20 protein-coding genes, 1 tRNA gene and 3 pseudogenes are annotated in these 25,682 nt (G+C 63.5%); 13 read left to right on the top strand and 11 right to left on the bottom strand.

The features are described 5' to 3' along the window. Positions 1-90: 90 nt before the first annotated feature. Positions 91-591, bottom strand: coding sequence for a DUF4142 domain-containing protein (locus QXZ85_RS20410; RefSeq protein ID WP_315704280.1), 501 nt, complete (start codon positions 589-591; stop codon positions 91-93). Between the two features lie 383 nt (positions 592-974). Between QXZ85_RS20410 and QXZ85_RS20400 the strand changes: the two genes are divergently transcribed. Then, the gene (locus QXZ85_RS20400) at positions 975-1,106 is read left to right on the top strand and encodes a hypothetical protein (protein WP_315703844.1); all 132 of its coding nucleotides are present in this window, start codon (positions 975-977) and stop codon (positions 1,104-1,106) included. A gap of 13 nt (positions 1,107-1,119) precedes the next feature. Here QXZ85_RS20400 and QXZ85_RS20395 read toward each other — a convergent pair. Beyond that, a pseudogene (locus QXZ85_RS20395) lies at positions 1,120-2,143 on the bottom strand (SDR family oxidoreductase). A 199-nt stretch (positions 2,144-2,342) separates the two neighbouring features. Between QXZ85_RS20395 and QXZ85_RS20390 the strand changes: the two are divergent. The 3 genes and pseudogenes from QXZ85_RS20390 (at position 2,343) to QXZ85_RS20380 (ending at position 5,690) form a co-directional block, all read left to right on the top strand. Beyond that, entirely contained in the window at positions 2,343-2,711 is a 369-nt protein-coding gene (locus QXZ85_RS20390; protein ID WP_315703845.1) for a PRC-barrel domain-containing protein, read from the top strand. Between the two features lie 186 nt (positions 2,712-2,897). After that, positions 2,898-4,080 (top strand): annotated as a pseudogene (locus QXZ85_RS20385) (HlyD family secretion protein). Continuing rightward, a pseudogene (locus QXZ85_RS20380) lies at positions 4,077-5,690 on the top strand (DHA2 family efflux MFS transporter permease subunit). The pseudogenes QXZ85_RS20385 and QXZ85_RS20380 overlap by 4 nt, the downstream one beginning before the upstream one ends. Before the next feature lie 17 nt (positions 5,691-5,707). Here QXZ85_RS20380 and QXZ85_RS20375 read toward each other — a convergent pair. The 5 genes from QXZ85_RS20375 to QXZ85_RS20355 form a co-directional block, all read right to left on the bottom strand. Continuing rightward, entirely contained in the window at positions 5,708-5,974 is a 267-nt protein-coding gene (locus tag QXZ85_RS20375) for a hypothetical protein (protein ID WP_315742049.1), read from the bottom strand. A 205-nt stretch (positions 5,975-6,179) separates the two neighbouring features. After that, on the bottom strand, positions 6,180-6,332 hold the full coding sequence (locus tag QXZ85_RS20370) for a hypothetical protein (protein ID WP_315703848.1): 153 nt from the start codon (positions 6,330-6,332) through the stop codon (positions 6,180-6,182). A gap of 441 nt (positions 6,333-6,773) precedes the next feature. Beyond that, entirely contained in the window at positions 6,774-6,962 is a 189-nt protein-coding gene (locus QXZ85_RS20365) for a hypothetical protein (protein ID WP_315703849.1), read from the bottom strand. A 90-nt stretch (positions 6,963-7,052) separates the two neighbouring features. After that, positions 7,053-7,223 carry a hypothetical protein gene (locus QXZ85_RS20360; protein WP_315742050.1) on the bottom strand — a complete coding sequence of 57 codons (171 nt, stop codon included), beginning with the start codon at positions 7,221-7,223 and terminating at the stop codon, positions 7,053-7,055. A gap of 445 nt (positions 7,224-7,668) precedes the next feature. Next, positions 7,669-8,043, bottom strand: coding sequence for a hypothetical protein (locus QXZ85_RS20355; RefSeq protein ID WP_315703851.1), 375 nt, complete (start codon positions 8,041-8,043; stop codon positions 7,669-7,671). Positions 8,044-8,748: 705 nt separating this feature from the next. Between QXZ85_RS20355 and QXZ85_RS20350 the strand changes: the two genes are divergently transcribed. Then, on the top strand, positions 8,749-8,904 hold the full coding sequence (locus QXZ85_RS20350) for a hypothetical protein (protein ID WP_315703852.1): 156 nt from the start codon (positions 8,749-8,751) through the stop codon (positions 8,902-8,904). A 108-nt stretch (positions 8,905-9,012) separates the two neighbouring features. Here QXZ85_RS20350 and QXZ85_RS20345 read toward each other — a convergent pair whose 3' ends face one another. The 3 genes from QXZ85_RS20345 to QXZ85_RS20335 form a co-directional block, all read right to left on the bottom strand. Then, positions 9,013-9,159, bottom strand: a complete 147-nt coding sequence (locus QXZ85_RS20345; protein WP_315703853.1) for a hypothetical protein — start codon at positions 9,157-9,159, stop codon at positions 9,013-9,015. Positions 9,160-9,611: 452 nt separating this feature from the next. After that, entirely contained in the window at positions 9,612-9,749 is a 138-nt protein-coding gene (locus QXZ85_RS20340) for a hypothetical protein (protein WP_409998206.1), read from the bottom strand. A 183-nt stretch (positions 9,750-9,932) separates the two neighbouring features. Further along, positions 9,933-10,009, bottom strand: a tRNA-Arg gene (locus QXZ85_RS20335). Positions 10,010-10,424: 415 nt separating this feature from the next. Between QXZ85_RS20335 and QXZ85_RS20330 the strand changes: the two genes are divergently transcribed. The 7 genes from QXZ85_RS20330 to QXZ85_RS20300 all read left to right on the top strand — a co-directional run bounded on the left by QXZ85_RS20330 (position 10,425) and on the right by QXZ85_RS20300 (position 23,099). Further along, positions 10,425-15,638 (top strand): alpha-2-macroglobulin, encoded by a 5,214-nt coding sequence (locus QXZ85_RS20330; RefSeq protein ID WP_316174745.1) that lies wholly within the window; start codon positions 10,425-10,427, stop codon positions 15,636-15,638. Then, the gene (gene pbpC, locus QXZ85_RS20325) at positions 15,635-17,881 is read left to right on the top strand and encodes a penicillin-binding protein 1C (RefSeq protein ID WP_315703855.1); all 2,247 of its coding nucleotides are present in this window, start codon (positions 15,635-15,637) and stop codon (positions 17,879-17,881) included. The genes QXZ85_RS20330 and pbpC overlap by 4 nt, the downstream gene beginning before the upstream one ends. A gap of 51 nt (positions 17,882-17,932) precedes the next feature. Next, the gene (locus QXZ85_RS20320; protein ID WP_315742100.1) at positions 17,933-19,675 is read left to right on the top strand and encodes a glycosyltransferase family 39 protein; all 1,743 of its coding nucleotides are present in this window, start codon (positions 17,933-17,935) and stop codon (positions 19,673-19,675) included. Then, positions 19,675-20,466, top strand: a complete 792-nt coding sequence (locus QXZ85_RS20315; RefSeq protein WP_315703857.1) for a phosphatase PAP2 family protein — start codon at positions 19,675-19,677, stop codon at positions 20,464-20,466. Before QXZ85_RS20320 ends, QXZ85_RS20315 begins: the two co-directional genes overlap by 1 nt. A gap of 179 nt (positions 20,467-20,645) precedes the next feature. Then, positions 20,646-21,365 carry a glycosyltransferase family 2 protein gene (locus QXZ85_RS20310; protein ID WP_409977493.1) on the top strand — a complete coding sequence of 240 codons (720 nt, stop codon included), beginning with the start codon at positions 20,646-20,648 and terminating at the stop codon, positions 21,363-21,365. Beyond that, a complete protein-coding gene (locus QXZ85_RS20305) occupies positions 21,365-21,703 on the top strand; it encodes a lipid-A-disaccharide synthase N-terminal domain-containing protein (RefSeq protein WP_315703859.1) in 339 nt (112 codons plus the stop codon). The genes QXZ85_RS20310 and QXZ85_RS20305 overlap by 1 nt, the downstream gene beginning before the upstream one ends. A 367-nt stretch (positions 21,704-22,070) precedes the next feature. Next, positions 22,071-23,099 (top strand): hypothetical protein, encoded by a 1,029-nt coding sequence (locus QXZ85_RS20300; protein ID WP_315742101.1) that lies wholly within the window; start codon positions 22,071-22,073, stop codon positions 23,097-23,099. A gap of 70 nt (positions 23,100-23,169) precedes the next feature. On the opposite strand, the gene metC is transcribed toward QXZ85_RS20300, so the two are convergent. Beyond that, on the bottom strand, positions 23,170-24,363 hold the full coding sequence (gene metC / locus QXZ85_RS20295; RefSeq protein WP_315703861.1) for a cystathionine beta-lyase: 1,194 nt from the start codon (positions 24,361-24,363) through the stop codon (positions 23,170-23,172). A 293-nt stretch (positions 24,364-24,656) separates the two neighbouring features. Between metC and QXZ85_RS20290 the strand changes: the two genes are divergently transcribed. After that, complete coding sequence (locus QXZ85_RS20290; RefSeq protein ID WP_315703862.1) at positions 24,657-25,673, top strand: amino acid ABC transporter substrate-binding protein; 1,017 nt, start codon at positions 24,657-24,659, stop codon at positions 25,671-25,673. Positions 25,674-25,682 lie beyond the last annotated feature (9 nt).

The raw sequence follows: 25,682 nt of genomic DNA, 5'->3' as shown, positions 1-25,682 counted from the left end.
GGCGAGACAAGATGCCTGACAGCGACAGGAACGTGATGCCGCTCGACCAGCAGCATAAGCCGGACACCGGAAAGTAAGCGGAGACGGCCGCTATTTTTCAGCAAGTGCGGCTCGCGTGTCTTCAAGTTCGGCACGCAGTCGTGGCAGCTGCGCCGCTGCGAAATTCTTCACATCATCGATATCCGAGGATTGGAGATAGCGCTCGAGCACGGAAACGGTCATCTCGTACTGAGCCAGCTGGGCAGCATAGAAGCTGCGTACAAAGGCGGGGCCTTCGGCCGAGTCCATAGCCGCAAGTACGTCGGCCCGCTCGCCGGCAGCTGGCCGGCTGATCTCAGCCTTGCCGGCACGGTGCTGCAACTCGACAAGCGCCTGATCGCGCTGCAGCGCGGCCTCGGCCCGCAGCGCAGCAACGTTCTGAACGTCAGAGTTCGACAGTGCGGCCGTACGATCGATCGCCGCCTGCTGAAATGCGTCGAACTCATACAAGCGAGCGATGACCTCAGGCGGCGTCGGGTGTGGATCGACAGCACCGAGTGGCGTGCGATCGAGACTCTCTGAGCGCACCGCGCCGGCGCCGAGAGCGAGCATGAAGAGCAAGGCAGCAATTCTCATGGCTTCAAAATCGCGCAGTCGCCCACAAGTTCCACCAACATTAATAACGCGTAAGGGCGGTTGTAGGCCGCCGGTGCGGCTACCAGCTAAGATTGATGAAACAGTCAGATCGATTTCGAGAACACGCTGAGAATTGCCTGCAGCTTGCCGAGCGCGCCGCGCAGGGGCCTGTGTTCAGGCGTTACACACGTATGGCCCAGGGGTGGGCCGCGCTGGCCCAAGGGCAGGAATGGCTTGACGGCGAGGTGTCGCCCTTGGGCCACCCAGACTCGGATCGTCCGCGTACTTAGGTGCGAGCTCTTCGGCGTGACAAGACATCGGGTGTGACAAGACATTGGGAGCGAAAGGAGGAACGTCAGATGACTCCCCGCTTGGTTCTTATTGTCCTGATCGTGGCCTTTGGAATGGCATCGGCCTTCGCGACGATCACCACCATCCGGCAGGTCCGGACGGAAGCCTATGCGCTTCCGCAGCCGGTGACCCACATCTGATCCAGCTAGCAGCCTACGGCTGCCCCGAGCCGCCCGACGAGCCGTACACTTGACCATTGGCGTAGCTCGCATCGGCGGCTGCGAGCTGGACATAGATCGAGGCCAGTTCGGCCGGCTGTCCCGGTCGTCCTAGCGGCGTCTGCCCGCCAAATTTCTCCAGTTTCTCCATCGTCGCGCCGCCTGATACCTGCAGCGGCGTCCAGATCGGCCCCGGAGCGACCGCGTTGACGCGAATACCCTTGGGACCCAGCTGTTTGGCGAGCGATTTCACGTAGTTCATCGTCGCTGCTTTGGTTTGGGCATAATCATAGAGGTCCGGTGAAGGGTCATAGGCCTGCTCCGACGCCGTGCCAATGATGGCTGAGCCGGGCTTCAGGTGCGGCAGCGCCGCCTTGATGATCCAGAACGGCGCATAGATATTGGTCTTCATGGTCGCATCGAAGTCCTCGGACGAGATGTCGAGGATGGATTGTCGAGCCTGCTGGCGTCCGGCGTTGCTTATGATGATATCGAGGCCGCCGAGTCCTTCGACGGCGCGCTGCACCAACTCCTGGCAGAACCGCTCATCGCGGAGATCACCAGGAATGGCGAGAGCGTTGCGGCCGTCGGCCTTGATCAGCGCGATCACTTCCCGGGCATTCGGCTCTTCGGTCGGATAGTAATTGATGGCGACATCAGCGCCCTCGCGCTCATAAGCGATCGCCGCGGCGCGCCCCATGCCGGAGTCTCCGCCGGTGATCAGCGCCTTGCGACCGACAAGGCGCGCGGAGCCCTTGTAGCTGATTTCGCCGTGATCGGGACGGGGATCCATCTGACCCGCCGGCCCTGGTCAAGGCTGCGACTGCCTGTTGAATGGAGGCTTCGGATATTTGTCGACGGGATTGATGAGGTCCTGATTGATGGGGGCTTGGCCATTCTCGCCTGCCATTGGCTCGCGTCCTTTCGCCGTTGCAGAAACGAGGGACGCTTGCGGCCAAGGTGGCTCCGCCGGCGACCATTCGTCGGTGAGACATCGAAGGGATCTGGTCGTCTGCCATTCACGTCTTCTCCGCGTTTCTGCAGGTCAACGGCGTTCGCTACGGAACGTTTCTAGTCAGCGCGGTCAATTCCGATGATGTCCACCGCCCCGGTACGACCGCGCTTTGGCAATCCCCGGAACAATTCGGAGCGGTCGGCGTCGTTGTGAACTTGGCAACAGCGCTCTGCTCAAATTTTCCATTCGGACGGAGGCTTCACATGGCTATGTCAATTGACCAACGCGAATTCGGTAGTCTGATCGGCAGCGACAAAGTCGAGGGGACATCGGTCTATGGACCTGATGACACCAAGATCGGCACGATCGAGCGAGTCATGATCGACAAGAAGAGCGGCAGAGTGTCTTACGCCGTGCTTGGTTTCGGCGGGTTCCTCGGCCTCGGTAATGATCACTATCCGCTGCCCTGGCAGTCCTTGAAATACGATACACGGCTGGGCGGCTACGTCACCGGAATCACCGAGAGCCAGCTGCGCGGCGCGCCACATTACAGCGATGACCGGGAGTGGAACTGGTCGGACGTCGCCGCAACTCGGGCGGTCAATGATTATTACGGCGTTCCGATCGTGTGACCCCTGTCGGGCGCGCACGGGTTCAACACGCGCGAGGCCGTCCATCGGGGCGGCCTTTTGCTGATGATCGCAGCCATTCTTGAGCAGCTGCGAAAGCGAGCCGGGAACGAAGCTCGCGCAAGACAATTACTTGGCAGAAGCCGTCGCGCAGGGGCGCAATCGACAGTTCAAGCCGAGGTGTTTGCCGTGGATGCCCAGACCAAATCGCGCGGGTTGTCTGCGGACAAGGCGCAAGCGCTTGAGCCGCGATCCGAGCCGAAGCCCGCGGAGCAGGATCGCAAGAGCGGGCAGGAGGGCAGAGAGCAGAGAGCAGCAGGCGCAGACCGAGCACAAACGGTCGCTGGCGGATCGGCTGCGGGCGCATCCGGTGCTGACAGCGGCAGGCGTTTGCATCCTGCTGATAGCTGCGATCGGTGCGCTTGCTTATTGGTTGAATGCGCGCCACTACGAGAGCACGGATGACGCCTTCGTCGCAGCGCGCAGCTATTCGGTGGCGCCGAAGGTTGGCGGTTACGTCACCCATGTTCCGGTGACCGACAACCAGCATGTCAAAGCCGGCGACGTGCTCGCGCGCATCGATGATCGCGACTACAGAATTGCGGTCGATCAGGCGCAAGGGCAAGTCGCCGTGGGACAAGCCAATGTCGACAACATCCAGGCGCAAATCGATAGCCAGCGCGAGCAGATCGCACAGGCCAAGGCGCAGGTCGAACAGGCCCAGGCGCAGCTCGAGTTCGCCCAGCAGGAGGAAGCCCGCGCACGGGATCTCGTCGAGAGGGGGGCGGGCACGGTTCAGCGTGAGCAGCAGACCCGCTCCGACTTGCAGGCTCAACAGGCCAACACGACGCGCACGAAGGCGGCATTGACGGCGGCTGAGCTCGGAATAAAGACCCTGCAGGCGCAGCTTGAAAGCGCCAAAGGCTCGTTGCAGCAGGCGCAGGCCCAGCTCGATCAGGCCAAGCTCAACCTGCAATACACGAACGTGACGGCCACGGAGGCCGGCCGCGTGGTCAAACTGAGCGCGGCGAAAGGCACGCTGGCAACTGCGGGACAGAGCTTGATGATGTTCGTGCCGGACGAGCTCTGGGTGGTCGCGAACTACAAGGAGACCCAACTCGCCGACATGCGCCCGGGGCAGCTGGTCGAGGTGCGGATCGACGCCTATCCGAGCCGGAAGCTCTCCGGGCGTGTGGCATCGGTACAGCCGGGCTCCGGCACGGCCTTCAGTCTGCCGCCGGCAGAGAACGCCACGGGCAATTACGTGAAGGTCGTGCAGCGCGTGCCGGTCAAGATCACGATCGACGAATGGCCGGCCGATCTGGCGGTCGGACCGGGCATGTCGGTCGTACCCTGGACGAAGGTGCGATGACCGACGCTGCCGAAGGCGGCGCTGCTGCTGGCGGTTGGTCGCCGGAGCGGTCCGCTGCCGCCGGCCACAATCCCTATTTGATCGCCTTCGTGGTCTCGATCGCCACCTTCATGGAAGTGCTGGACACCACGATCGCCAATGTCGCGCTCCGCCATATCGCGGGTGGGCTGGCCGTCGGCATCGACGAGAGCACCTATGTGATCACAAGCTATCTCGTGGCCAATGCGATCGTGCTGTCGATCTCCGGCTGGCTCGCCACCGTGATCGGCCGCAAGCGCTTCTACATGATCTGCGTCGCCGTGTTTTCGCTCGCCTCGCTCCTGTGCGGTTTTGCGTGGAGCCTGGAGGCGTTGGTCGTGCTCCGCATCCTGCAGGGGTTCGGCGGCGGCGGCATGGCGACCAGCGAGCAGGCGATCTTGGCCGATTCGTTCCCTCCCGCGAAACGCGGACAGGCATTCGCGATCTACGGTGTAGCCGTCGTGGTCGCGCCTGTGGTCGGCCCGACGCTGGGGGGGCTGGATCACCGATACGTACTCTTGGCATTGGGTGTTCCTGATCAATGTGCCGATGGGCCTGTTGTCGCTGTTCCTCGTCGGTACCCTCGTGGGCGAGCCGTCGGGCGCGGAGGAGGAGCGGGCACGGCTGCTCAGCAATGGCCTGCGCGTCGACGTCATCGGCTTCGCGCTGTTCGCGATCGGGCTCGGCTCGCTGGAATTCGTGCTCGACGAGGGGCAGCGCAACGACTGGTTCGGTTCGAACATGATCCTCAGCGTCGCATTGCTCGCGGGGGTCTGCCTGTTGGCCTTGATACCTTGGGAGCTGAGCCGCGAAGATCCTATCGTGGATATCAGTCTGCTTGGGCGGCGCCAGTTCGGCGCCTGCTTCATCGTGATGCTGGCGACCGGGGCGGTGCTGATCGCAACCACGCAGATGTTGCCGCAGCTGCTGCAGGCAGAGCTCAACTACACGGCGTATTTGGCCGGACTCGTGCTGTCGCCAGGCGGCATCGTGACGATGATGATGCCGATCGTCGGGCGCCTCGTCAGCGTCGTCCAGCCGAAATATCTCCTGGTGTTCGGCGCCGCCGTCGTCGCCCTCGCGATGTGGTATCTGACCGGGCTGAACGGCGACATCACCTACGGCTACGCCGCGATGTCGCGCGCCATGCTCGGCGTCGGGCTGCCGTTTCTCTTTCTGCCGGTCACGACCGCATCCTATGACGGGGGGCAAGCGAACAAGACCAACCAAGCCTCGGCGCTGATCAATGTTGCGCGCAATATCGGGGGCTCGATGGGGGGGCACTGTCGCAGACCATGCTGGCGCAACGACAGCAATTCCATCAGAGCAGGCTGATCGAGCACGCGGCACCGTCAGACATCGGGTATCAGCAGACGATCGATGCGGTGACACGCTACTTTCAGGCGCATGGATCCAATGCAAGCGACGCGGCAGGGCAGGCGATCGCCTGGGTCGGGCAGACGCTACAACATCAGATCGATCTGCTCGCCTATATCGACGTATTCTGGACGCTGTCGATGTTGGGGCTGATGATTCCGGTGGCTCTGAGCATCAGGCCGATCGACCTCGGCGCGGCGCCTCGCGGGCATTGAAGCTGCGAATGCGAGGTTCAGGCGGCTGAACTCTCCGGTGAGCGCGGCGATGCTTCGCCCGTGGAGCGACGTGAGAGCCAGCTCGGAATCTCGCGGTAGCTCACGCCTTTCTCCTTCATCTCGGCGATGGTCCATTTGCTCGGATGTCGTTCCTTGCCGACGAAGATCCAATCCTCCGGCGCGGGGGGCGGCTCATTCGGCCGGGTTCGGAGCCAGGCCGAGCGCGCGCCTTTGGGCAACCGGTCTGGCTTCATCTGATAGAGATCATACATTGGCGAACGCATTACGTACTCCACCCCACACGCACACAACATCACCAGGGGTAAGCATCAACTGGCGCGCGGCAGAATTGTGAAATTGGAGCGGCGAGGGTGTGCAAAAGCGACATTGAAATATGATGGTGCGGTCGAGCCACGACAATAAGGCGCTTCTTGACGTAGAAAAGCCCGCCGCTGCCGGCGGGCTCCAACCGCTGAATGAAGCCCCGACTTAGAAGAAGCCGTAGCTCAGGTCGAGACCATAGCTGGCGTGGAGCAGGGCTCCAAACACAGCGGCTCCGCAGAGCATCAGAACGGTACGTAATTGCTCGGCAGTGAGGCTGGCGTCATGGAAGCTTGGGATAGATTTTACGATGGTTGTCATATGTGATCTCTGTACGCGGTGCGAGGACTGAGCTTGATCAACTTTGTAGCATATCCCTGATAGAACCCGGCTAGAGCAGATCCGTTGTGATTGCTTTAGACGGTTTCTAACAACGGAATTTGGAACCCAGCTTCGTGCACTTTTTGCGGCGAAGTTGCGGAAACAGGGTGCGCGTACGGAATCTATTACAGAAAAAGCCCCTAAAAGGTTGTAAGTATGGACGAGATTCAATTAATGCTGGTTAACCACGCCCGTTCTGCGGAATTAGTTCGTCTGACATATGATTGGGGTTGCTGAGGGATAGCTACTCGCGCGTTGTGATCGCTGCTGCACGGACACGGTGGGAGCATTTCGCGGTTGTTGCGCGCGTCATGTACAACCTCGATCGATCTGACGCTGGCGCGTCGGCGGCCGTTGCTACCAGGATGGCTGAACGAGCCGCTACGGTTTGGTTTCGGCACGCTTCTGCCGTTGGACCGCGCGCTCCACTTCGGATGCGAGAACGTCAAGGTGGTCCGCCAGACGTCCAAACAGCTCGCGCTTGGCGCGATCGGTCGTCAGATCGCGGATCATGGCGCATTCGGCGGCGTCGGCTCGGAGCTTGTCCAGATGTGCAATCATGTCTTTCATCGGATCGTCTCCAGAGGCGCGATCCAACGCGGGAACAGGCATCTGGTTCCCAGGTAGCGTGTCCGGCAGCCTCCTCACGTGGCCGCGTGGTCAATCGTCCCAAAGCCGCTCGCCGCAACTGCCGCATTCGAACAGCCGAACCGTGCGGCCGCGGCGAGGGTCGAGCATGGTCTGGCGAAGCCAGAGCGGCGTTGCGCAGTTGGGACAGCTGGGCCTGATGTTGTCGGTCTTGCGCTCCGGCATGTCCTTGATATCGGTCACGGCAGGCGGTCTCTACCAAACGGTGTCAGCGCCTAAGATACGAACCGGGCCGCGATCAGTTTCAAATCGTCCAGGTTCAATTCGCTACCGCTCGCGTCATGGCGCGGAGCGGCCACGATGGGCAGTCAGCAACCAGGTCGCTTGGCCTGCGTTGCCGTCCGATGGATAAGCTCCGAGAGGGTGGTTTTTGGATCGCGATCGCAGCCGGCCTCCTGCCGCTGCTCGCCACCGCTGCCGTGCTGCTGTGGGTGCAGAGCTGAGGCCGGCAAGCCGTGCAGGCGCGCGCGATACCAGGTCTACGTCGCCGAGCACGCTGGGCAAGCACGTTGCCCTGGTCGGTGGGATCGATATCGGCCCGACAGGATCGCGCGCCCCTCGCTAGGTGAAGTGGAGCTGTACTGGCTCCACTTCTGAAGTGCGGTACGGCGCGCCGCTTCGGCAGAGCTCACTGGCAGTTCCAGGTGGTGCCTTGCGCGCAATAGCTATAAGGGCTGTCGCCACCGTAACGCTGATACGGAAAATGGCCGGCAGGGTAGTAGCCGTAGTAACCTGGCCCGTCGTAATGAGCCGGTCCACCGTAGTAGACCGGACCGTCGACATAGGCGGGCCCGCCATAGTCGTAGGCATAGGCGTCGCGGGCTGCCGCGGCCGCGAGACCGAAACCGACCGCGCCGGCGACGGCCGCAGCTGCCGCGCCTCCACTCTGCCAATGTCGCGGTCTTGCATTCGCACTTGTCGGCGCCAGCGCGCCGAGCGTCAGGCCGAGAATTGAAGCGGCAACGGCCGTGCGGCCGAGCAGCCGAACTTTTCGGGTCGACATTTGATCCTCCTACGGGTCTCGACAGGCGTGTTGCATGTCCAATCCACATAGAACCATTGCTCCCCGGAAGTAGTTCCGTGCCCTTATGATGGCTGCGGGCCGGAAGGGACCGGGGCGCGCCGACATCGTGACCCGCATCAGCCTGTCATCGAATCGCGACTGAAGCCGGAGGACAGGAACGACAGCGCCTCTGGTCCATTAACGTCCCAGATCGATGGAGAAATCGAATGGCCAGGCATTTAACGCGTGCTCGGCTGACGCGGAGCGTCGCCGGCCTATTCTCAGCTTTGGCGGTTTGCGCAACCGCGGTGTTCGTTGCGGCACGTCACCTGGCAGGCTGACTGCGGGTATTTGCGCCCTCGTGATCCCCTCGTCAGGTCGAGCGCTGCTCGAAGGGCAGATTGGCTGGCGTCCATCGCTTTGCGAGCTCTGCGGGCAGTCCCGTCGAAATCTCATTGAAGACGCCCGCAACTTGCCCATGCCGGTACCGTTGCCCGGTACCGCTGCCAACGGGTTCGATCTCCCTCATTGGCCGCTGCGGCTTGGAGCCCTTGGTCCGTGTTAGCGAACGTCAAGTTCAGGCTAATTTGACTGCCTCACGAGAATGTAGCGACTGCGCTTTGTTGCGGCGCGCGTGAACTACTTCACAGCGGACGTAACCAATGCGGTGTAAGTGGGGGACGGGATCTCCCGGAGGACGACGCCATGGCTGCTACAATCGCTCGAGCTATTTCCCGCGTCTCGGAGACCATCGTCGGAAGCGAGACGCTGAAGATCCTTCTCATCTTCGGTCTGGCAGGGCTTGCGGTCTCGCTGCTGGCGGCCAGCTACGGTCTCGATCTGAGTGTCGGCTTCTTTTGATCGGGATCGACGCCAAGCCAGTCTTGCCGTCGCCTGGGGAAGCGCACGGGCACGTTGCCCGCTCACGTGCGGACGGAAGCGCCTCTCTGAGGCGGCATTAGGGTAGTGTTAGCCGGAGATTCCGGTACCCAGGTCCATTCCAAGATAGGCGAGGGCAAAGCTTAGAACGAGTCCCGCCAAGCAGAAGGCGGCGATCGTGGCGAACTCCGAGTCGCGCGTCTGAGCGACAATCAGGCCGTATCCAATTGCGGTCATGTCAATTCCCAATCTGAAATGAATGGTCCGAGCCTAACGAACACAAGTTTCCAGCAGGTTTCGATCGATTCTCGAAATCCGCCCGAAGTGAGTCATATGTCGTACGACATCCCATCTAATGTCGGCGGCGGTCGCAGGGTGTTCATCGCGAGAAAGACTTGCGATGCATCTCGGTTGAGGTGACTGCAGCGAGGGCCCGCGCACGAAAGAACGGTGCGGATATCGCACGAGTTGTCGGGGTGCCGCGCTTCCAGCTCCGAGGCTTGTTAGTTGCTGCCTTGACTGGGCAGCTCGTGGAGAAGATTCGACGTTCGCTCAATCTGCCCGAATATCGAGACGCGAACGTCGAATCCGAAGCTCACTCACATCGATAAGTTGGCTAGTGGATCTATGAGGCCAAGAGTCGCAAATATGCCTGCCGAGTAGGATGCGAATGCCGGCGTCGGACCACACTAGGACGGCATTCCGGCCGGGTCCGACGCCCGCTCGTCGCTGAACTCGGCATTTCGGGCGCAGCCGATAGCTGTGTAGAAACCCGTCGCAGCGGCAAGGTCGGTCACGGGAGGATTGATGAAGATCATTTTCGGCATGCTTGCCCCTTTTTGGATAACGCGCGTCAGCTCGATCGCAACGACCAGCCACTTCGCACACCTAGGACGTTCGAGCGTCCTGGTGTCCGACACGGCAGTTGAGAAAATGCGATGAGAGCAGGACGAAGGACGACGCGCCGCACGCCGCATCGTAAGCGGGCCCAAGCCGGCCTCTCGAGCATGTGGCGATCCCGGCAGGACTCGAACCTGCAACCCGCGGAGTAGAAATCCGCTACTCTATCCAGTTGAGCTACGGGACCGTCTTGGCACCGGGCGAGTCGGCCCGCCGTGTCGGCTTGAATACCACCGCTATATGAAAAATTGTCCGGTTCGCCAAGATGATCCGAACCGGATTTGATCCTGCGCAGACAAAGCGGGGCGGGGGAGTGCCAGAATGCCACTTTTCACGCCTGCGGGACCGAATGAACGGCCTCCGCGGCCACGCGGCTTCCGTCGGTACGGTAGGGCTTGTGAAATGGCTTGCGAAGTCTCGCCCGAGATGAACGGCCTGCTGCCCCGAGACCTCGGGCGCTGCTGGAATTGCGCCACGAAGACGTTCCGTTCTGGCGGCCAACCCGCGTCGGCTGCGATCAGTCTTTCACCATTTCGCGCCCAACCTCGCCACGAATCGGCAAAAACGCGGGCGATGACCCGCGGCTTCCGAAGGAGTTCCCCATGATCGGTCTGGTTCGCGCCGCCGCCCTCTGCGCCGCGCTGGTGCCCGGCCTTGCTGCCGCCTCCGCGGCCGAGAAGGCGTTCAAGCGTGACGATCTCAGTGACGCCGCGATCAAGCTCGAGGCCCAGATCAAGAGCGAGGCGGGGGCGGTGAACAAGCCGGTCGCCACGCTGCGCAGCGATGCCGACGCCGCGTTCCGCCGCAATGATACCCGCGGCGGGCTGCAGATCCTCGGACAGATCTCCGCGACGGCGCCCGACGATGCCGCCAATTGGCTACGATTGGCGCGGACCATCGTTTTCCAGGTCAAGCCGGCCAATTCGACCGAGCAGACCGTCCTCTTGGAGCGCGCCTCCACCGCCGCCTATATCGCCTATCAGCGCGCCGGCAATGCGGGCGAGGAGGCCGATGCGCTGGCGATGATCGGCCGCACCATGGCGGACCGCAAGCTGTGGCGGCCGGCGCTCGATGCTCTCAGGCTGTCGCTCGACCTGCGCGAGGTCGCCGACGTCAGAGGCCAGTACGAACGACTGCGCGACGAGCACGGTTTCCGCCTGCTCGACTACACCGTCGACTCCGACTCCGCGAGCCCACGCGCCTGCTTCCAGTTCTCGGAGGATCTCGCCAAGCGGACCGACTTCACCCCGTTCGTGACGCTGGCCGGTGCCGACAAGCCGGCGCTGAGCTCTGAGGACAAGCAACTCTGCGTCGAGGGCCTCAAGCATGGCGAGCGCTACAACATCAATCTGCGCGCCGGTCTGCCCTCGACGGTGAAGGAGACTTTGCCCAAATCGGCCGAGTTCAACATCTATGTGCGCGACCGCAAACCGTTCGTGCGCTTCACCGGCAAGGCCTATGTGCTGCCGCGCACCGCGCAGAAAGGCATTCCGCTGGTCAGCGTCAACACCCCGGCGGTCAGCATCAACGTGTTCCGGATCGGCGATCGCAACCTGATCAACACCGTCATCGACAGCGACTTCCAGCGGCCGCTGTCGAGCTATCAGCTCACCGATCTCGGCAATGAGCGCGGCATGAAGGTGTGGTCGGGCGAGCTCGCGACCGCCATGACCTTGAACCAGGACGTCACCACCGCTTTCCCGGTGGATGAGGCGATTGGCGAGTTGCAGCCCGGCGTCTACGTGATGACTGCGGCAGCCAAGGCACCGGCGGCCAATGGCGACGAAGACGGCCAGCTCGCGACCCAATGGTTCATCGTCTCCGACCTCGGCGTGACCGCCTTCTCCGGCAATGACGGCATCCATGTCTTCGTCAATTCGCTGGCTTCGACCGCGCCGGTCGCCCATGCCGAGGTGCGGCTGATCGCGCGCAATAACGAGATTTTGGCCACGCGTAAGACCGATGACGCCGGACACGCGCTGTTCGAAACCGGCTTGGCGCGCGGCGAAGGCGGGCTGTCGCCGGCCATGCTGACCGTGTCGGGCGAGAAGACCGATTATGCGTTTCTCAGTCTGAAGAGCAGTGCGTTCGACCTCTCTGACCGCGGCGTTGCCGGGCGCGAAGCGCCGACAGGACCGGATGCCTTCGTCTATGCCGAGCGCGGCGTCTACCGCTCCAACGAAACGGTCTATCTGACGGCGCTGCTGCGCGACGGGCAGGGCAATGCGCTCACCGGCAGCCCGCTGACGCTCGTGGTCGAGCGCCCCGACGGCGTGGAATTCCGTCGCGCCGTTCTGCCCGACCAGGGCGCCGGCGGCCGCAGCTATGCCGTGCCGCTCAACTCGGCGGTGCCGGCCGGCACCTGGCGCGTGCGCGCCTTCACCGATCCGAAGGGCGCATCCGTCGGCGAGACCTCCTTCATGGTGGAGGACTATATCCCCGAGCGGCTGGAGTTCGATCTCTCGTCGAAAGACAAGATGATCAAGGCGGATGCGCCGGCCGAGGTGAAGGTCGATGGTCATTTCCTCTATGGCGCGCCGGCCTCGAACCTGCAGCTCGAAGGCGACATCCTGATCACATCAGCGGCGGAGCGGCCGGGCTTTGCCGGCTATCAGTTCGGTGTTGCCGACGAGGAGACAGCTTCCAACGAGCGCACCCCGATCGAGAACCTGCCCGAGACCGACGACAAGGGCACGGCAATGTTCCCGGTGAGCCTCGACAAGCCGCCGACCTCGACCCGCCCGCAGGAGGCGCAGATCTTCATCCGCATGGCCGAGACCGGTGGCCGTGCCGTCGAGCGCAAGCTCACGCTGCCGGTGGCGGCAACTGCCGCGCAGATCGGTGTCAAGCCGTCCTTTGCGGGCAGCAGCATCGGCGAGGGCGAAAAGGCCGATTTCGATGTCGTGTTCGTCTCGCCCGACGGCAAGGCGCTCGCCCGCAGCGGCCTTCGCTATGAGCTGTTGAAGATGGAGTCCCGCTATCAGTGGTACCGGCAGAATTCCTATTGGGACTATGAGCCGGTGAAGTCCACCCGCCGGGTGGCGGACGGCGACGTGAGCATCGCGGCCGACAAGCCAACGCGGCTCAGCTTCGGGCCGGAGGCCGGGCGCTACCGGCTCGACGTGAAATCGACCGACGCCGACGGTCCGATCACCTCGGTGCAGTTCGATGTCGGCTGGTATTCGGACGGCAGCGCCGACACGCCGGATCTCCTGGAGACGTCGATCGACAAACCGCAATACGCCTCGGGCGACCCGATGATCGTGACGGTCAACGCGCGCACCGCCGGCAAGCTGACCGTCAACGTCGTCGGCGATCGCCTGCTGACGACGCAGAGCACCGACGTCAAGGAGGGCACCAATCAGGTCAAGCTCGTCGTCGGCAAAGATTGGGGCACTGGCGCCTATGTGGTCGCCACCCTGCGCCGTCCGCTCGACACGGCGGCACAGCGCATGCCGGGACGCGCCATCGGGCTGAAATGGTTTGGCATCGACAAGGCGACGCGAACGTTGAACGTCAGCCTGACGCCGCCGTCGCTGGTGCGGCCAGGCTCGACCTTGAAGATTCCGGTCAAGCTCGGCGGTCTCAGCCCCGGCGAGGATGCCAAGATTGTCGTTGCCGCGGTCGATGTCGGCATCCTCAATCTGACCAACTACAAGCCGCCGGCGCCGGACGATTATTATCTTGGCCAGCGGCAGCTCGCGGCCGAGATCCGCGATCTCTACGGCCAGCTGATCGACGGCATGCAGGGGAGCCGCGGCCAGATCAAGACCGGCGGCGATTCCGGTGGCGCCGAACTGCAGGGCAGCCCGCCGACGCAGAAGCCGCTCGCGCTCTATTCGGGCATTGTCACGCTCGGCCCCGACGGCACCGCGGCGATTAGTTTCGACATTCCGGAGTTCGCCGGCACGGCGCGCGTGATGGCGGTGGCGTGGACCGCGACCAAGCTCGGCCGCGCGACGACCGACGTCACAGTACGCGATCCGGTGGTGCTGACGGCAACCCTGCCGCGCTTCCTCTTGCACGGGGATCACGGCACGATGAGCTTCGATCTCGACAACGTCGAAGGCGCCGGCGGCGACTACACCATCGCGGTGAGGGCGAGCGGACCGGTGAAGATCGCCGGCAACGCCAGCACGACGATGAAACTGGCCGCCAAGCAACGCGCCTCTACGAGCCTCGGCCTCGATGCCGAGGGCACGGGAACCGCGCAGTTCGACGTCGATATCAGGGGACCGAATGGGCTTACGCTGGCGCGGCATTATCAGCTCGATGTCAAGCCGGCGACGCAGGTGCTGGCGCGGCGCTCGATCCGCACCTTGGCCAAGGGCGAGAGCCTGACGCTGACGTCGGATATGTTCTCCGACCTCGTACCGGGTACTGGCACGGTCTCGCTGTCGGCGAGCCTGTCGAGCGCGCTTGATGCGGCGACGATCCTCAAGGCGCTCGACCGTTACCCCTATGGCTGTTCCGAGCAGATCACCAGCCGGGCGCTACCGCTGCTCTATGTCAATGAGCTTGCGGCGGGGGCGCATTTGGCGATGGATACTGCGGTCGACCAGCGCATCCGCGATGCGATCGACCGGCTCCTTGCCCGCCAAGGCTCCAACGGCTCGTTCGGCCTGTGGTCGGCCGGTGGCGACGATGCCTGGCTCGACGCTTACGTGACGGACTTCCTGACCCGCGCCCGCGAGAAGGGCTTTGCGGTGCCCGACGTGCTGTTCAAGAGCGCGCTCGACCGCGTCAGGAATTCGGTGGTCAATGCCGAGGAGCCTGAGAAAACCGGCGGGCGCGATCTTGCCTACGGCCTCTATGTACTCGCGCGCAATGGCGTGGCGCCGATCGGCGATCTGCGCTATCTCGCCGACACCAAGCTGAGCAATCTGGCCACTCCGATCGCGAAATCGCAACTCGCTGCGGCGCTCGCTTTGGTCGGGGACCGAACCCGTGCCGAGCGGGTCTATGCAGCCGCAGTCGACAGCCTGTCACCGAAGCCTGCGCTGGTGTTTGGCCGCACCGATTACGGCTCCGATCTGCGCGACGCCGCGGCGCTGGTGTCACTTGCAGGCGAGGGCAATGCGCCGAAGGCGACCTTGACCCAGGCCGTTGCGCGGGTCGAAGCCGCGCGCGGGCTCACGCCCTACACCTCGACGCAAGAAAATGCGTGGCTGGTGCTCGCGGCGCGGGCGCTCGCCAAGGAGACGCTTGCGCTCGACGTGAACGGTCAGGCGGTGAAGACGGCGCTGTACCGCAGCTACCGCGCGTCCGAGCTTGCCGGCCAGTCGCTCAAGATCAGCAACACCGGGGACGCGCCGGTGCAGGCGGTGGTCTCGGTCTCCGGCTCGCCGCAGACACCCGAGCCCGCTGCCGCCAATGGCTTCAAGATCGAGCGCAGCTACTACACGCTGGACGGCAAGCCGGCCGACATCTCGAAGGCGAGGCAGAACGACCGTTTCGCCGTGGTCTTGAAGATCACCGAGGCCAAGCCGGAATTCGGTCACATCATGGTGTCGGACTATCTCCCGGCAGGACTTGAGATCGACAACCCGCATCTGGTGTCGTCGGGCGACAGCGGCACGCTCGATTGGATCGAGGACGGCCAGGAACCGGTCAATACCGAGTTCCGCGATGACCGCTTCACTGCTGCGCTCGATCGCGCCGCGGATTCCAAGGCGGTGTTTACGGTGGCGTACGTTGTGCGCGCGGTATCGCCCGGCAAATATGTGCTGCCGCAAGCCTATGTGGAAGACATGTACAATCCCTCCCGCTATGGTCGGACGGGAACCGGATCGGTCGAGGTTCGCGCGGTGAAATGAGCGAGACAGGGCCAGATTTAGGAGCCGCGGCGGAACCTCAAACTCCGTCGTGGCCGGGCTTGTCCCGGCCGCCCGCGTCTTCGCCCGACGCACGACAGAAACGCGGGGGCATTCGGGGCTCTTGGGTGAAGACGCGTTTCGCGGCTTTGGCCGGTCCTGACGGAGTGAGGTGGGGTACGGCACGACGCCTGGTGACGATCGCGGCTGTCCTGCTTGCGATGGTGATCGTCATCTTCACAGCCTGGATCATCTCCCTCGGTCCGTTGCCGCTGCAAGAGGCGCGCGCCGTGTCCACCACGATCGTCGATCGCAACGGCAAGCTGCTGCGCGCCTATGCGATGGCTGATGGCCGCTGGCGGCTGTCGGTCGATGCAAAGAAGGATGTCGATCCGACCTACCTGAAGCTTCTGCTCGCCTATGAGGATCAGCGCTTCTTCGAGCATCATGGCGTCGATCCCAAGGCGCTGGCACGCGCTGCGGTTCAGCTCGCCACCAGCGGCCATATCGTCTCGGGCGGTTCGACCATCACCATGCAGCTCGCGCGCCTGCTCGAGCCGCGGCAGCACCGCTCGCTGCAGTTCAAGCTGCGGCAGATCGTGCGTGCGCTCGAGATCGAGCGGCAGATGAGCAAGGACGAGATACTCGATCTCTATCTGACGCTCGCGCCTTACGGCGGCAATCTCGAAGGCATTCGCGCCGCCTCGATCGCCTATTTCGGCAAGGAGCCGAAACGGCTGTCGCTGGCCGAGGCCGCGCTGCTGGTCGCGCTGCCGCAGTCGCCGGAGACGCGCCGGCTCGACCGCTATCCGGACGCTGCGAGGAAGGGAAGGGATCGCGTGCTCGACCGTATGGTGTCCGAGCATGTCGTGTCCGAAGAGGACGTGGCGCAGGCGAAAGCGCAACCGGTGCCACGCTTGCGCCACCCCATGCCGATCCTGGCGCCGCATGCGGCGGACCAGGCGGCCGCCGCGGTCAAAGATCGATCGCTGATCCAGCTGACGCTCGATGCCAACCTGCAGAAAGTGCTGGAGCCGCTGGCGCATGATCGCGCCGTGAACCTGGGGCCGAATATCTCGGTCGGCATCATCGTGGTCGACAATGCCAGCGGCGACGTTCTCGCGCATGTCGGCTCGGCCGACTATTTCGACGCGCGGCGGGCAGGGCAGGTCGACATGACCCGCGCAGTGCGCTCGCCGGGATCGACTCTGAAGCCGTTCATCTATGGGCTGGCCTTCGAGGACGGCTTCGTGCATCCGGAAAGCCTGATCGATGATCGGCCGGTGCGCTTCGGCTCCTATGCGCCGGAGAATTTCGACATGACCTATCAGGGCACGGTTCCGGTGCGCAGAGCGCTGCAGCTGTCTCTGAACGTGCCCGCGATCGTGCTGCTCGACCGGGTCGGCGCCAGCCGGCTGTCCTCGCGGCTGAAGCAGGCGGGCGCCAATCTCGTCCTGCCGAAAGATGAGGCTCCGGGGCTTGCGATGGGGCTCGGTGGCGTTGGCGTCACCTTGCAGGATCTGGCGCAGCTCTATTCCGGCTTCCCGCGCCTCGGCAGCACCAAGCCGCTGCGCGAGATCATGGGCAGGGATGACGCGCGGGAGCCCATGCGGCTGATGGACCAGGTGGCAGCCTGGCAGGCCGGCAATGTGCTGTTGGGGACACCGCCACCGGAAAACGCCGTACGCGGCCGCATCGCCTTCAAGACCGGCACCAGCTACGGCTATCGCGATGCCTGGTCCGTCGGCTTCGACGGACGGATCACGATTGGGGTATGGGTTGGCCGCCCCGATGGCGCGCCGGTTCCCGGGCTGATCGGCCGGTTGGCAGCGGCGCCGATCCTGTTCGATGCCTTTGCCCGCACCGGCAAGCTCCCAGTAGCATTGCCGAAGCCGCCGAAGGGGGCGTTGCTGGCCAGCAATTCCAAGTTGCCGTTGCCGCTCCGGCGGTTCCGGCCGTTCGGGGAGCTGGTCCGAGCCGGGACCGAGCAGGCGCCCCATATCCAGTTCCCATTGAATGGGTCGCGGATCGACGTCGATCGCTCGGTCGGTGTGGATGCGGCCGCCATGCCGGTCAAGATCTCCGGTGGAGTGCTGCCCATGACGATGCTGGTCAATGGGCTGGCGGTCGGGGAGATCGACAGCCGGCGGCAGCGTCTGATCGACCCGCCGGGGCCGGGTTTTGCGCGCCTGACCGTCATCGACGCTGTTGGCGCCGCGGACACAGTTGTGGTCAGAATTCAGTGACATTTCGCTAAGCGGTTGTCGACACGGTGGTTTCAGCGTATGCGGAACCCCATGGTCGAGACCTATGCCCGTCCCCGTTTCGGAGAGCCCCGCGAGCCGAAGAACCTGGTCAATCCAGGTAACCGGCTGGCGCGGTTCCTCGATGTTGTCACCGTCAGCCACCTGCGGGCGGTCGCGTTCCTGCTCGTCTGCGGGCTGCTCGTGTTTCTGCCGGGCTTCTTCACCATCCCTGCGATTGACCGCGACGAGGCGCGCTTTGCGCAGGCCACCAAGCAGATGGTCGAGACCGGCGATTACGTCGATATCCGCTTCCAGGACGACGTGCGGTACAAGAAACCGGTCGGCATCTACTGGTTGCAATCGGCGGCAGTGGAGACGGCATCCGCACTCGGTCTTCCGCGCGCAGAGTTGCGCATCTGGGTCTATCGCATCCCGTCCCTGATCGGCGCGATCGGCGCGTCTCTCCTGACCTATTGGACTGCGCTCGCCTTCGTGACCCGCCGCGGCGCCGTTTTGGCTGCACTGATGATGTGCTGCTCGGTGCTGCTCGGGGTCGAGGCTCGGCTGGCCAAGACGGATGCGATGCTGTTGCTGACCGTCGTCGCTGCGATGGGGGCGCTGGCGCGGGTTTACCTGTCCTGGCAGCGCGGCGAGGATCCCGAACGTCCGCCGTGGAGTTGGCCCGCGATATTCTGGACGGCGCTCGCCGCCGGCATCCTCGTCAAGGGACCGTTGATCCTGATGTTCGCGGGGCTGACGATCGCCGCACTCGCGATCATGGATCGCGGGGCCGCGTGGTTGTGGCGCTTGCGGCCGCTCTGGGGCCTGATGTGGATGCTGGTGCTGGTGCTGCCCTGGTTCATCCTGATTTTCCTGCGAGCCGGAGAGACCTTCTTCACCGACTCCGTCGGCGGCGACATGCTGGCCAAGATCAGCGCGCAGGAGTCGCATGGCGCACCGCCCGGCGTTTACCTGCTGTTGTTTTGGATCACGTTCTGGCCCGGTGCACCGCTCGCGGTGATGGCGGCGCCCGCGGTCTGGCAGGCGCGACGGGAGCCCGGCGCGCAGTTTCTGCTGGCGTGGCTGGTGCCGTCCTGGATCGTGTTCGAGGCCGTGTTGACCAAGCTGCCGCATTACGTGCTGCCGCTCTATCCGGCGATTGCGATCCTCACGGTCGGTGCGCTGGAGCGCCGCGTGCTGTCGCGCTCGTGGCTCCGGCGCGGAACGGCCTGGTGGTTTGCGATTCCGGCGATCACCTCGCTGATCGCCGTGATCGGTGCGATCAGTGTCACCCGGCAGCCGGTGTTCCTGGCTTGGCCGTTCGTGGCGGCCGCACTGATTTTCGGCCTGTTCGCCTGGTGGCTGTATGAGGACGGGCGGGCCGAGCGGTCAATGCTGAATGCGGCAGTCTCCGCCATGTTCCTTGCTTTCGCGGTGTATGGCGTGGTGCTGCCGGCGCTGACACCATTGTTTCCGAGTGCCGAGATTGCTCGCGCCTTGCGCAATGTCGTTTGCGTCGGGCCGAAAGCGGCGGCGGCCGGCTTTCACGAGCCGAGCCTCGTGTTCATGACGGGCTCATCGACTCTACTGACCGACGGCTCGGGCGCCGCAGATTTCCTGAGTCAGGGCACCTGCCGCTTCGCGCTAGTGGAGCAGCGCTCGGAGCGCAGCTTCGTCCAGCGCGCCGAAGCGATCGGCCTTCGTTACAACGTCGCCAAGCGCATCGACGGCTATAACATCTCGCAAGGACGCCCGGTCACGATTTCGATCTTCCGGTCGGAAGGCACCGAGTAATGACTGCTCCCGAGGCGAGCGCGAAGGCGCCCGGGTACGGCGCGAATCTCGTGGCCGTGGTCGGGCAGGGACTTGCGCGCCTTGTGCGCCCGTCCCAGGCGCCGCACCAGGCCGTGGCTGCGGGCCGTCTGAGGCAGCAGCTATTTGCGCTGAGCGCAGTCAGCATCGGTCTGATTCTGCTGTTGGTGTTCACCTTCGACACCACGGCGATCGGATTGATGCCGCCGCGCGGCACACCCGCCCTCTGGCCGGTCCGAATCTTCACCGACTTCGGCAAGGACGAATATGTGCTCGCAGCCCTCGCCGCCGCGTTGGTCGTGGTGGCGTTGCTGGCGCCGCTCTGGCCGCGGGGCTCGCGCAGGCGCTTGCTGCATCTCGGAACGCATCTTCAATATCTGTTTATCGCGGTCCTGAGCCCGGTTCTGGGTGCCCAGGTCCTGAAATGGGCGATCGGTCGTGGCCGCCCCTTCGTCGGCGGCAAGGCGAATGCATTCAATTTTCAACCGTTCAACGGCACCGAGGCTTATTTCAGCATGCCGTCGGCCCACGCCGTGACCGCCTTCGCGCTCGCCTTTGCCGTGGCCGCGGTATGGCCCCGGTTGCGGATTCCCATCTACCTCTATGCCGTCGCGATTGCGTTGAGCCGCTTGGTGCTGCTGGCGCATCATCCCAGCGACGTGGTCGGCGGCGCTCTGGTGGGCCTCGTTGGCGCCATGCTGGTGCGATATTGGTTCGCCACGCGCCAGCTGGGCTTTGCGGTCGGTGACGGCGGCCAAATCGTACCACGTTGATCGGGCCGCCATGGCCAATTTGCCCCGACTTTCTCCCGCCTGCCTTCCCCCTCAAAGGGGTTGCTAGGCGGGGCCCGGCCCCATAAGAAGCCCCCCACGGGAAACCGCAAGGGCGCACAGCCCGCCTGGATTGATCCCTTCCACCACGAGCGTCGATTTTGCCGTCTTCCGAACACCCCTTGGCCGTCTCGATTGTCGTCCCCGTACGGAACGAAGCCGGCAATATCGGGCCGCTGATTGCCGAGATCGCGGCCGCGCTGGATGGCTTGTGGGCGTACGAGATCATCTACGTCAACGATGGCTCGACCGATGACACGGCTAAACGTCTCGCGGACGAGATGGCGCGGCGAACGAATCTCCGGGTACTTCGCCATGAGAATTCGTCCGGCCAATCCGCCGCGGTCCGCAGCGGCGTGCGCGCGGCCTACGGCGCCATCGTTGCGACCCTCGATGGCGACGGTCAGAACGATCCAGCGTTCCTGCCGGACCTGATTGCGGCAATCGAAAAGGGGGGAGCGCGTGTCGGTCTCGCCGCGGGCCAGCGCGTCGGTCGCAAGGATACCGGCTTCAAGAAACTGCAGTCGCGTCTTGCCAACAGGATCCGCAACGCCGTGCTGCACGACGGCACGCGCGACACCGGATGCGGTCTGAAGGCATTTCGCCGCGACGTGTTCCTGATGATGCCCTATTTTGACGGCTTGCATCGCTTCCTGCCGGCGCTGGTGCGCCGGGAAGGCTTCGACATCGCCTATGTGGATGTGATCGACCGGCCGCGCCGGTCGGGCGTGTCGAACTACGGTTTCTTCGACCGGCTGTGGATCGGGATCATGGACCTGTTGGGCGTATGGTGGCTGATCCGCCGCAAGAAGCCGACGCCGATCGCGACCGAGGTGAATTGATGCTGATCCAATACGGGCAGGCACTCGGCAATTACATCTACGACATCTTCGTCGCCAAGTTCGACTTCTGGCTCGCGTTCGGCCTTGCCGCCCAGCTCGCCTTCGCCGCGCGCTTCCTGGTGCAGTGGATCGCAAGCGAGCGCGCCGGCAAGAGCGTCGTGCCGCTGGCATTCTGGTTCTTCTCGATCGGCGGCGGCGTGATGACGCTGATCTACGGACTGGTCAAACGCGAGCCTGTCATCATCTTCGGTCAGCTGTTGTCCAACATCATCTATATTCGCAACGTGATGCTGATCTTCAAGTCTCGTCAGCATGGTTCGCAGACGCTGAGCCGGTAAGGCGGACTTAGCCTATCTGAATGAGCATGGCCGACCGCGAGGTCGTGCTTCATGAGACGGAATCCGCCTTCGTCAAATGGGCGCAAGCCTGAACGTTCAACCGCGGTTAGAGAGCGGGCCTCCTCGATGGTACTGTCGACTTTGTCGACCCAATCGTGTTGCGCTTCGCCGGAGAGTTTTGCCGGGTGGCGGTCTGATGTACTAGCAGGATCGGCGTTCGCTTCCGTCTGGCAGTTGTCGTCGATATGACGATTTTGTTAAGCCGTTCGGCGGAGCGCGAAAAAAATCCAGGAGTTCCTGCCCCGAATTTGTTCGCCGAACCAGTATGTGTGCGCCAGGATGGTGAATATTCCCAGGGGAGGGAACCATGACCAGAAAAATTCTTTGCGTTGCGCCTGTCATCGCAATTCTGCTCCAGCTATGCCCTGGAGGATCGGCGACCGCCGCCTCGCCAGGCGACAGTGGCGCGATCGGCACGACGTTTCCCGATCGTTTCCCGGTGATCCGGAATTTCTATCTCGGTCAGCCGGTGATTGGCTTCGGCTCCGATGTGGGTCGCGTCGAGCACGTCCCGATCATCTTCCTCCACGGCAATAACGATACGCCGTTCCCGACCGCCTGCAATCCATTCGGGCGCATGCAGGCCTTTGCGCAGTTCTTCATCGATCACGGCTACCGCGCGAGCGAGCTTTGGGGGCTGGGTTATCAAGGCGACCAGTGTGATCTGGCGCAGGACAACACCCATCGCTCGGGCATTTCGCACACGACGGCTACGGCGGTTCCGATGCTGCGCGAATTCGTCAAAGCGGTGCTCGATTTCACCGGCGCCAAGCGCATCGACATCGTCGCCCACAGCCTCGGTGTTACCGTGGCGCGCGAATGGATGCTGCAGGACAATGCCTATCGCAAGGTGCGGGCATTGGTTGCCATCGACGGTCCCAATCACGGCATTGTCGACTGCTCGCCCAATCCGGCCAACGTCTATCAGCTGCCGAGCGGCGGCGGCTTCACGCCGCACAGCGCGCTATGCGATGAGTACGGCTCCGACCACACGCAACTCCTCAGCGTCCTGAACGGCGCCGGCGAGACGCCAGGTCCCACGCGTTACCTGGTCATCCGCAACAAGCCGGGAACACCCGACTTCGTCTATAACAGTCTGCCGGATGGCACCCTCCCGGGCGTGCCCGCCGAAGATCGCGACGGCAAGGCGCATGATTTCACCGCCAGCGCCGGTCTTGCCGGTGCCGAGACGATCGACCTTGTTGGCCAGGGGCAATTCGATCCGGTCCTCGCCACCGCCCATCTCGGGATCCTCAATTCTTCCGAAACGCGCGACGCCGCGCTGCGGTTCTTGACCTCCTTGGGAGGACGGGCCGATCAGGAGAGCGGCAATTAGCGCAACGTTCTGGCGTGAGAGGGATAGACCTCGATCATGAAGCAACGGAGCCGGGCTGCAGGCAGATGTCTCAGGCCGCGTTGAACGCGGCAAAACCGCGCTCGAAATCGGCCTTCAGATCCTCGACATTCTCCAGCCCGATATGCAGCCGCAAGGTCGGACCTTCAGGCGCCCAACGGGTTGCGGTGCGATAGCTCGTGCAGTCGAACGGAATCGCGAGGCTCTCGAAGCCGCCCCACGAATATCCCATGCCGAACAGCGTGAGCGTATCGAGCAGCGCATCGACGGCAGCTTGCGGTTTCGGCTGCAGCACGATGCTGAACAGGCCGGAGGCTCCGGTGAAATCGCGCTTCCAGATCGCATGTCCCGGATCCGTTTCGAGCGCGGGATGCAACACCCGCGCGACTTCCGGTCGACCTGCGAGCCAGCGCGCCATCTCGAGGCCGGAACGATAATGCTGCGCCAGACGCACGCCGAGGGTGCGCAGGCCGCGCAGTGCCAGGAACACATCGTCCGGACCGGCGCAGACGCCGAGCAGCCGGATCGCTTCCGAGACCAGCGGCCACGCCGCCGCATTCGCCGAGATCGTGCCGAACATGATGTCGGAATGACCGCCGATATATTTGGTGGCGGCCTGGATGCTGATATCGACGCCCTGCTCGAGGGAGCGGTGATAGAGCGGAGTGGCCCAGGTGTTGTCGTCGATCACGAGCGCGCCATGCGCATGCGCAACCGCGGCGATGGCCGGAATGTCCGGCATCTCGAAGGACTGCGAGCCGGGCGCTTCCACGACCACCGCGCGTGTATTAGGCTTGAGCAGTTGCCCAATTCCTGTGCCGATCTGCGGGTCGAAGAAGCCGGTCTCGACGCCATAGCGTGCCAGGAGGCCGGTGCAGAAATTGCGCGTGGGACGATAGACGTTATCACAGACCAGGACATGATCGCCGGCCTTGAGCACGGCGAGCAGGGTGGTCGAGATCGCCGCTAGGCCTGAGGGCGCAAGGCCGACGCCTGCGCATTGCGGCCCCTCCAGCGCGATCAGCGCCTCCTGCAGCGCCTTGGTGGTCGGCGTGCCGTGCCGACCGTATTGGAATTCGCCGCGATGCGCATGAAGATCGTCGGCCGTCGGATAAAGCACGGTGGAACCATGAACGACAGGCGGATTGACGAAACCATATTGGGCGTCTGGGTTGCGGCCGGCCGTCACCAGCCGGGTCTCAACCTGTTGTTGCGCTGCCGCAGCGCCGTCGTTTGAAAATGTCATGCGTTCGCCGCGTCTTTTTCCGGTCGTTCAGGTGACAGGATTTCATCCAGATCAGGAATGTTAATAACAGAATGCAGAAGAGGGGCGTCAACCCCTTGACCCGGCAGGCCAGTCGTTCTGTGATGGCGCCGCTATTCCATCGCTGCACGTTGAGGGGCTTGCCGCGATTTCCGGTCCATTTTGCGCGAAGGACGCCATATTCTGGTATGGCGTTTGCAATGGCGGATTCCGGTCGGCCCCGTTGACCTGCGTGAGGTATCAACGCTCAGGACGACCCTCGAAAGGCTGTGCCCATGAAACGCGTTTCTCTGGCTTTCACCCTTGCCCTCGCCACCGCCGTCGCAAGCCCCGGCGCTCACGCCGACACGCTCAAGACGGTCAAGGACCGGGGCATGCTGTCCTGCGGCGTGAGCCAGGGCCTGCCGGGCTTCTCCTCGCCGGATGACAAGGGCAACTGGACCGGACTGGACGTCGACGTCTGCCGCGCGGTCGCTGCGGCCATCTTCAACGATCCGACCAAGGTCAAGTTTGTGCCGCTGTCGGCCAAAGACCGGTTCACCGCGCTGCAGTCCGGCGAGATCGACATGCTGTCGCGCAATACGACCTGGACACTGTCGCGCGACACCTCGCTGGGCGCCAATTTCACCGGCGTGACCTATTACGACGGACAAGGATTCCTGGTGAAGAAGTCGCTGAAGGTGAATTCAGCGCTGGAGCTCAACAGTGCTTCGGTGTGCGTGCAGACCGGCACCACGACCGAGCAGAACCTCGCCGACTACTTCAAGGGCAACAACATGAAGTACGAGGTGATCGCATTCGCCGGCGCGGACGAGACCTTCAAGGCTTATGAATCCGGCCGCTGCGACGTCGTCACTTCGGACGTCTCGCAGCTCTATGCCGAGCGTCTCAAGCTCGCCAATCCCGCCGACCACGTGGTGTTGCCTGAAGTGATTTCGAAGGAGCCGCTGGGGCCGATGGTGCGCCATGGCGACGACCAGTGGTTCGACATCGTCAAGTGGGTGCTGTTCGGAATGGTCGACGCCGAGGAAATGGGCATCACCCAGAAGAACGTGGACGAGATGGCCAAGTCGGATAAGCCGGACATGAAGCGCGCCTTCGGCACCGACGGCAATCTCGGCGAGCAGCTTGGTCTCACCAAGGATTGGCTCTACCGGATCATCAAGGCGGTCGGAAATTATGGCGAGTCGTTCGACCGCAATGTCGGGACCGGCTCCAAGCTGCAGATCGCGCGCGGCTTGAACCAGCTCTGGAATAAGGGTGGAATCCAGTACGCGCCGCCGATCCGCTAAGACCAACGG

Origin of the sequence: Bradyrhizobium sp. SZCCHNGR1005 (assembly GCF_032489995.1) — a bacterium.
Lineage (GTDB): Bacteria > Pseudomonadota > Alphaproteobacteria > Rhizobiales > Xanthobacteraceae > Bradyrhizobium.
The sequence above is the reverse complement of the archived record's forward strand: the minus strand, read 5'-3'. Positions and strand labels throughout refer to the sequence as shown.

What these genes read in the sequence shown, in the direction of transcription:
- QXZ85_RS20410 (WP_315704280.1), bottom strand. Translation starts at nt 591, where the DNA reads ATGCTCGCTCTCGGCGCCGGCGCGGTGCGCTCAGAGAGTCTCGATCGC.
- QXZ85_RS20400 (WP_315703844.1), top strand. Translation starts at nt 975, where the DNA reads ATGACTCCCCGCTTGGTTCTTATTGTCCTGATCGTGGCCTTTGGAATG.
- QXZ85_RS20390 (WP_315703845.1), top strand. Translation starts at nt 2,343, where the DNA reads ATGGCTATGTCAATTGACCAACGCGAATTCGGTAGTCTGATCGGCAGC.
- QXZ85_RS20375 (WP_315742049.1), bottom strand. Translation starts at nt 5,974, where the DNA reads ATGCGTTCGCCAATGTATGATCTCTATCAGATGAAGCCAGACCGGTTG.
- QXZ85_RS20370 (WP_315703848.1), bottom strand. Translation starts at nt 6,332, where the DNA reads ATGACAACCATCGTAAAATCTATCCCAAGCTTCCATGACGCCAGCCTC.
- QXZ85_RS20365 (WP_315703849.1), bottom strand. Translation starts at nt 6,962, where the DNA reads ATGAAAGACATGATTGCACATCTGGACAAGCTCCGAGCCGACGCCGCC.
- QXZ85_RS20355 (WP_315703851.1), bottom strand. Translation starts at nt 8,043, where the DNA reads ATGTCGACCCGAAAAGTTCGGCTGCTCGGCCGCACGGCCGTTGCCGCT.
- QXZ85_RS20350 (WP_315703852.1), top strand. Translation starts at nt 8,749, where the DNA reads ATGGCTGCTACAATCGCTCGAGCTATTTCCCGCGTCTCGGAGACCATC.
- QXZ85_RS20345 (WP_315703853.1), bottom strand. Translation starts at nt 9,159, where the DNA reads ATGACCGCAATTGGATACGGCCTGATTGTCGCTCAGACGCGCGACTCG.
- QXZ85_RS20340 (WP_409998206.1), bottom strand. Translation starts at nt 9,749, where the DNA reads ATGCCGAAAATGATCTTCATCAATCCTCCCGTGACCGACCTTGCCGCT.
- QXZ85_RS20330 (WP_316174745.1), top strand. Translation starts at nt 10,425, where the DNA reads ATGATCGGTCTGGTTCGCGCCGCCGCCCTCTGCGCCGCGCTGGTGCCC.
- pbpC (WP_315703855.1), top strand. Translation starts at nt 15,635, where the DNA reads ATGAGCGAGACAGGGCCAGATTTAGGAGCCGCGGCGGAACCTCAAACT.
- QXZ85_RS20320 (WP_315742100.1), top strand. Translation starts at nt 17,933, where the DNA reads ATGGTCGAGACCTATGCCCGTCCCCGTTTCGGAGAGCCCCGCGAGCCG.
- QXZ85_RS20315 (WP_315703857.1), top strand. Translation starts at nt 19,675, where the DNA reads ATGACTGCTCCCGAGGCGAGCGCGAAGGCGCCCGGGTACGGCGCGAAT.
- QXZ85_RS20305 (WP_315703859.1), top strand. Translation starts at nt 21,365, where the DNA reads ATGCTGATCCAATACGGGCAGGCACTCGGCAATTACATCTACGACATC.
- QXZ85_RS20300 (WP_315742101.1), top strand. Translation starts at nt 22,071, where the DNA reads ATGACCAGAAAAATTCTTTGCGTTGCGCCTGTCATCGCAATTCTGCTC.
- metC (WP_315703861.1), bottom strand. Translation starts at nt 24,363, where the DNA reads ATGACATTTTCAAACGACGGCGCTGCGGCAGCGCAACAACAGGTTGAG.
- QXZ85_RS20290 (WP_315703862.1), top strand. Translation starts at nt 24,657, where the DNA reads ATGAAACGCGTTTCTCTGGCTTTCACCCTTGCCCTCGCCACCGCCGTC.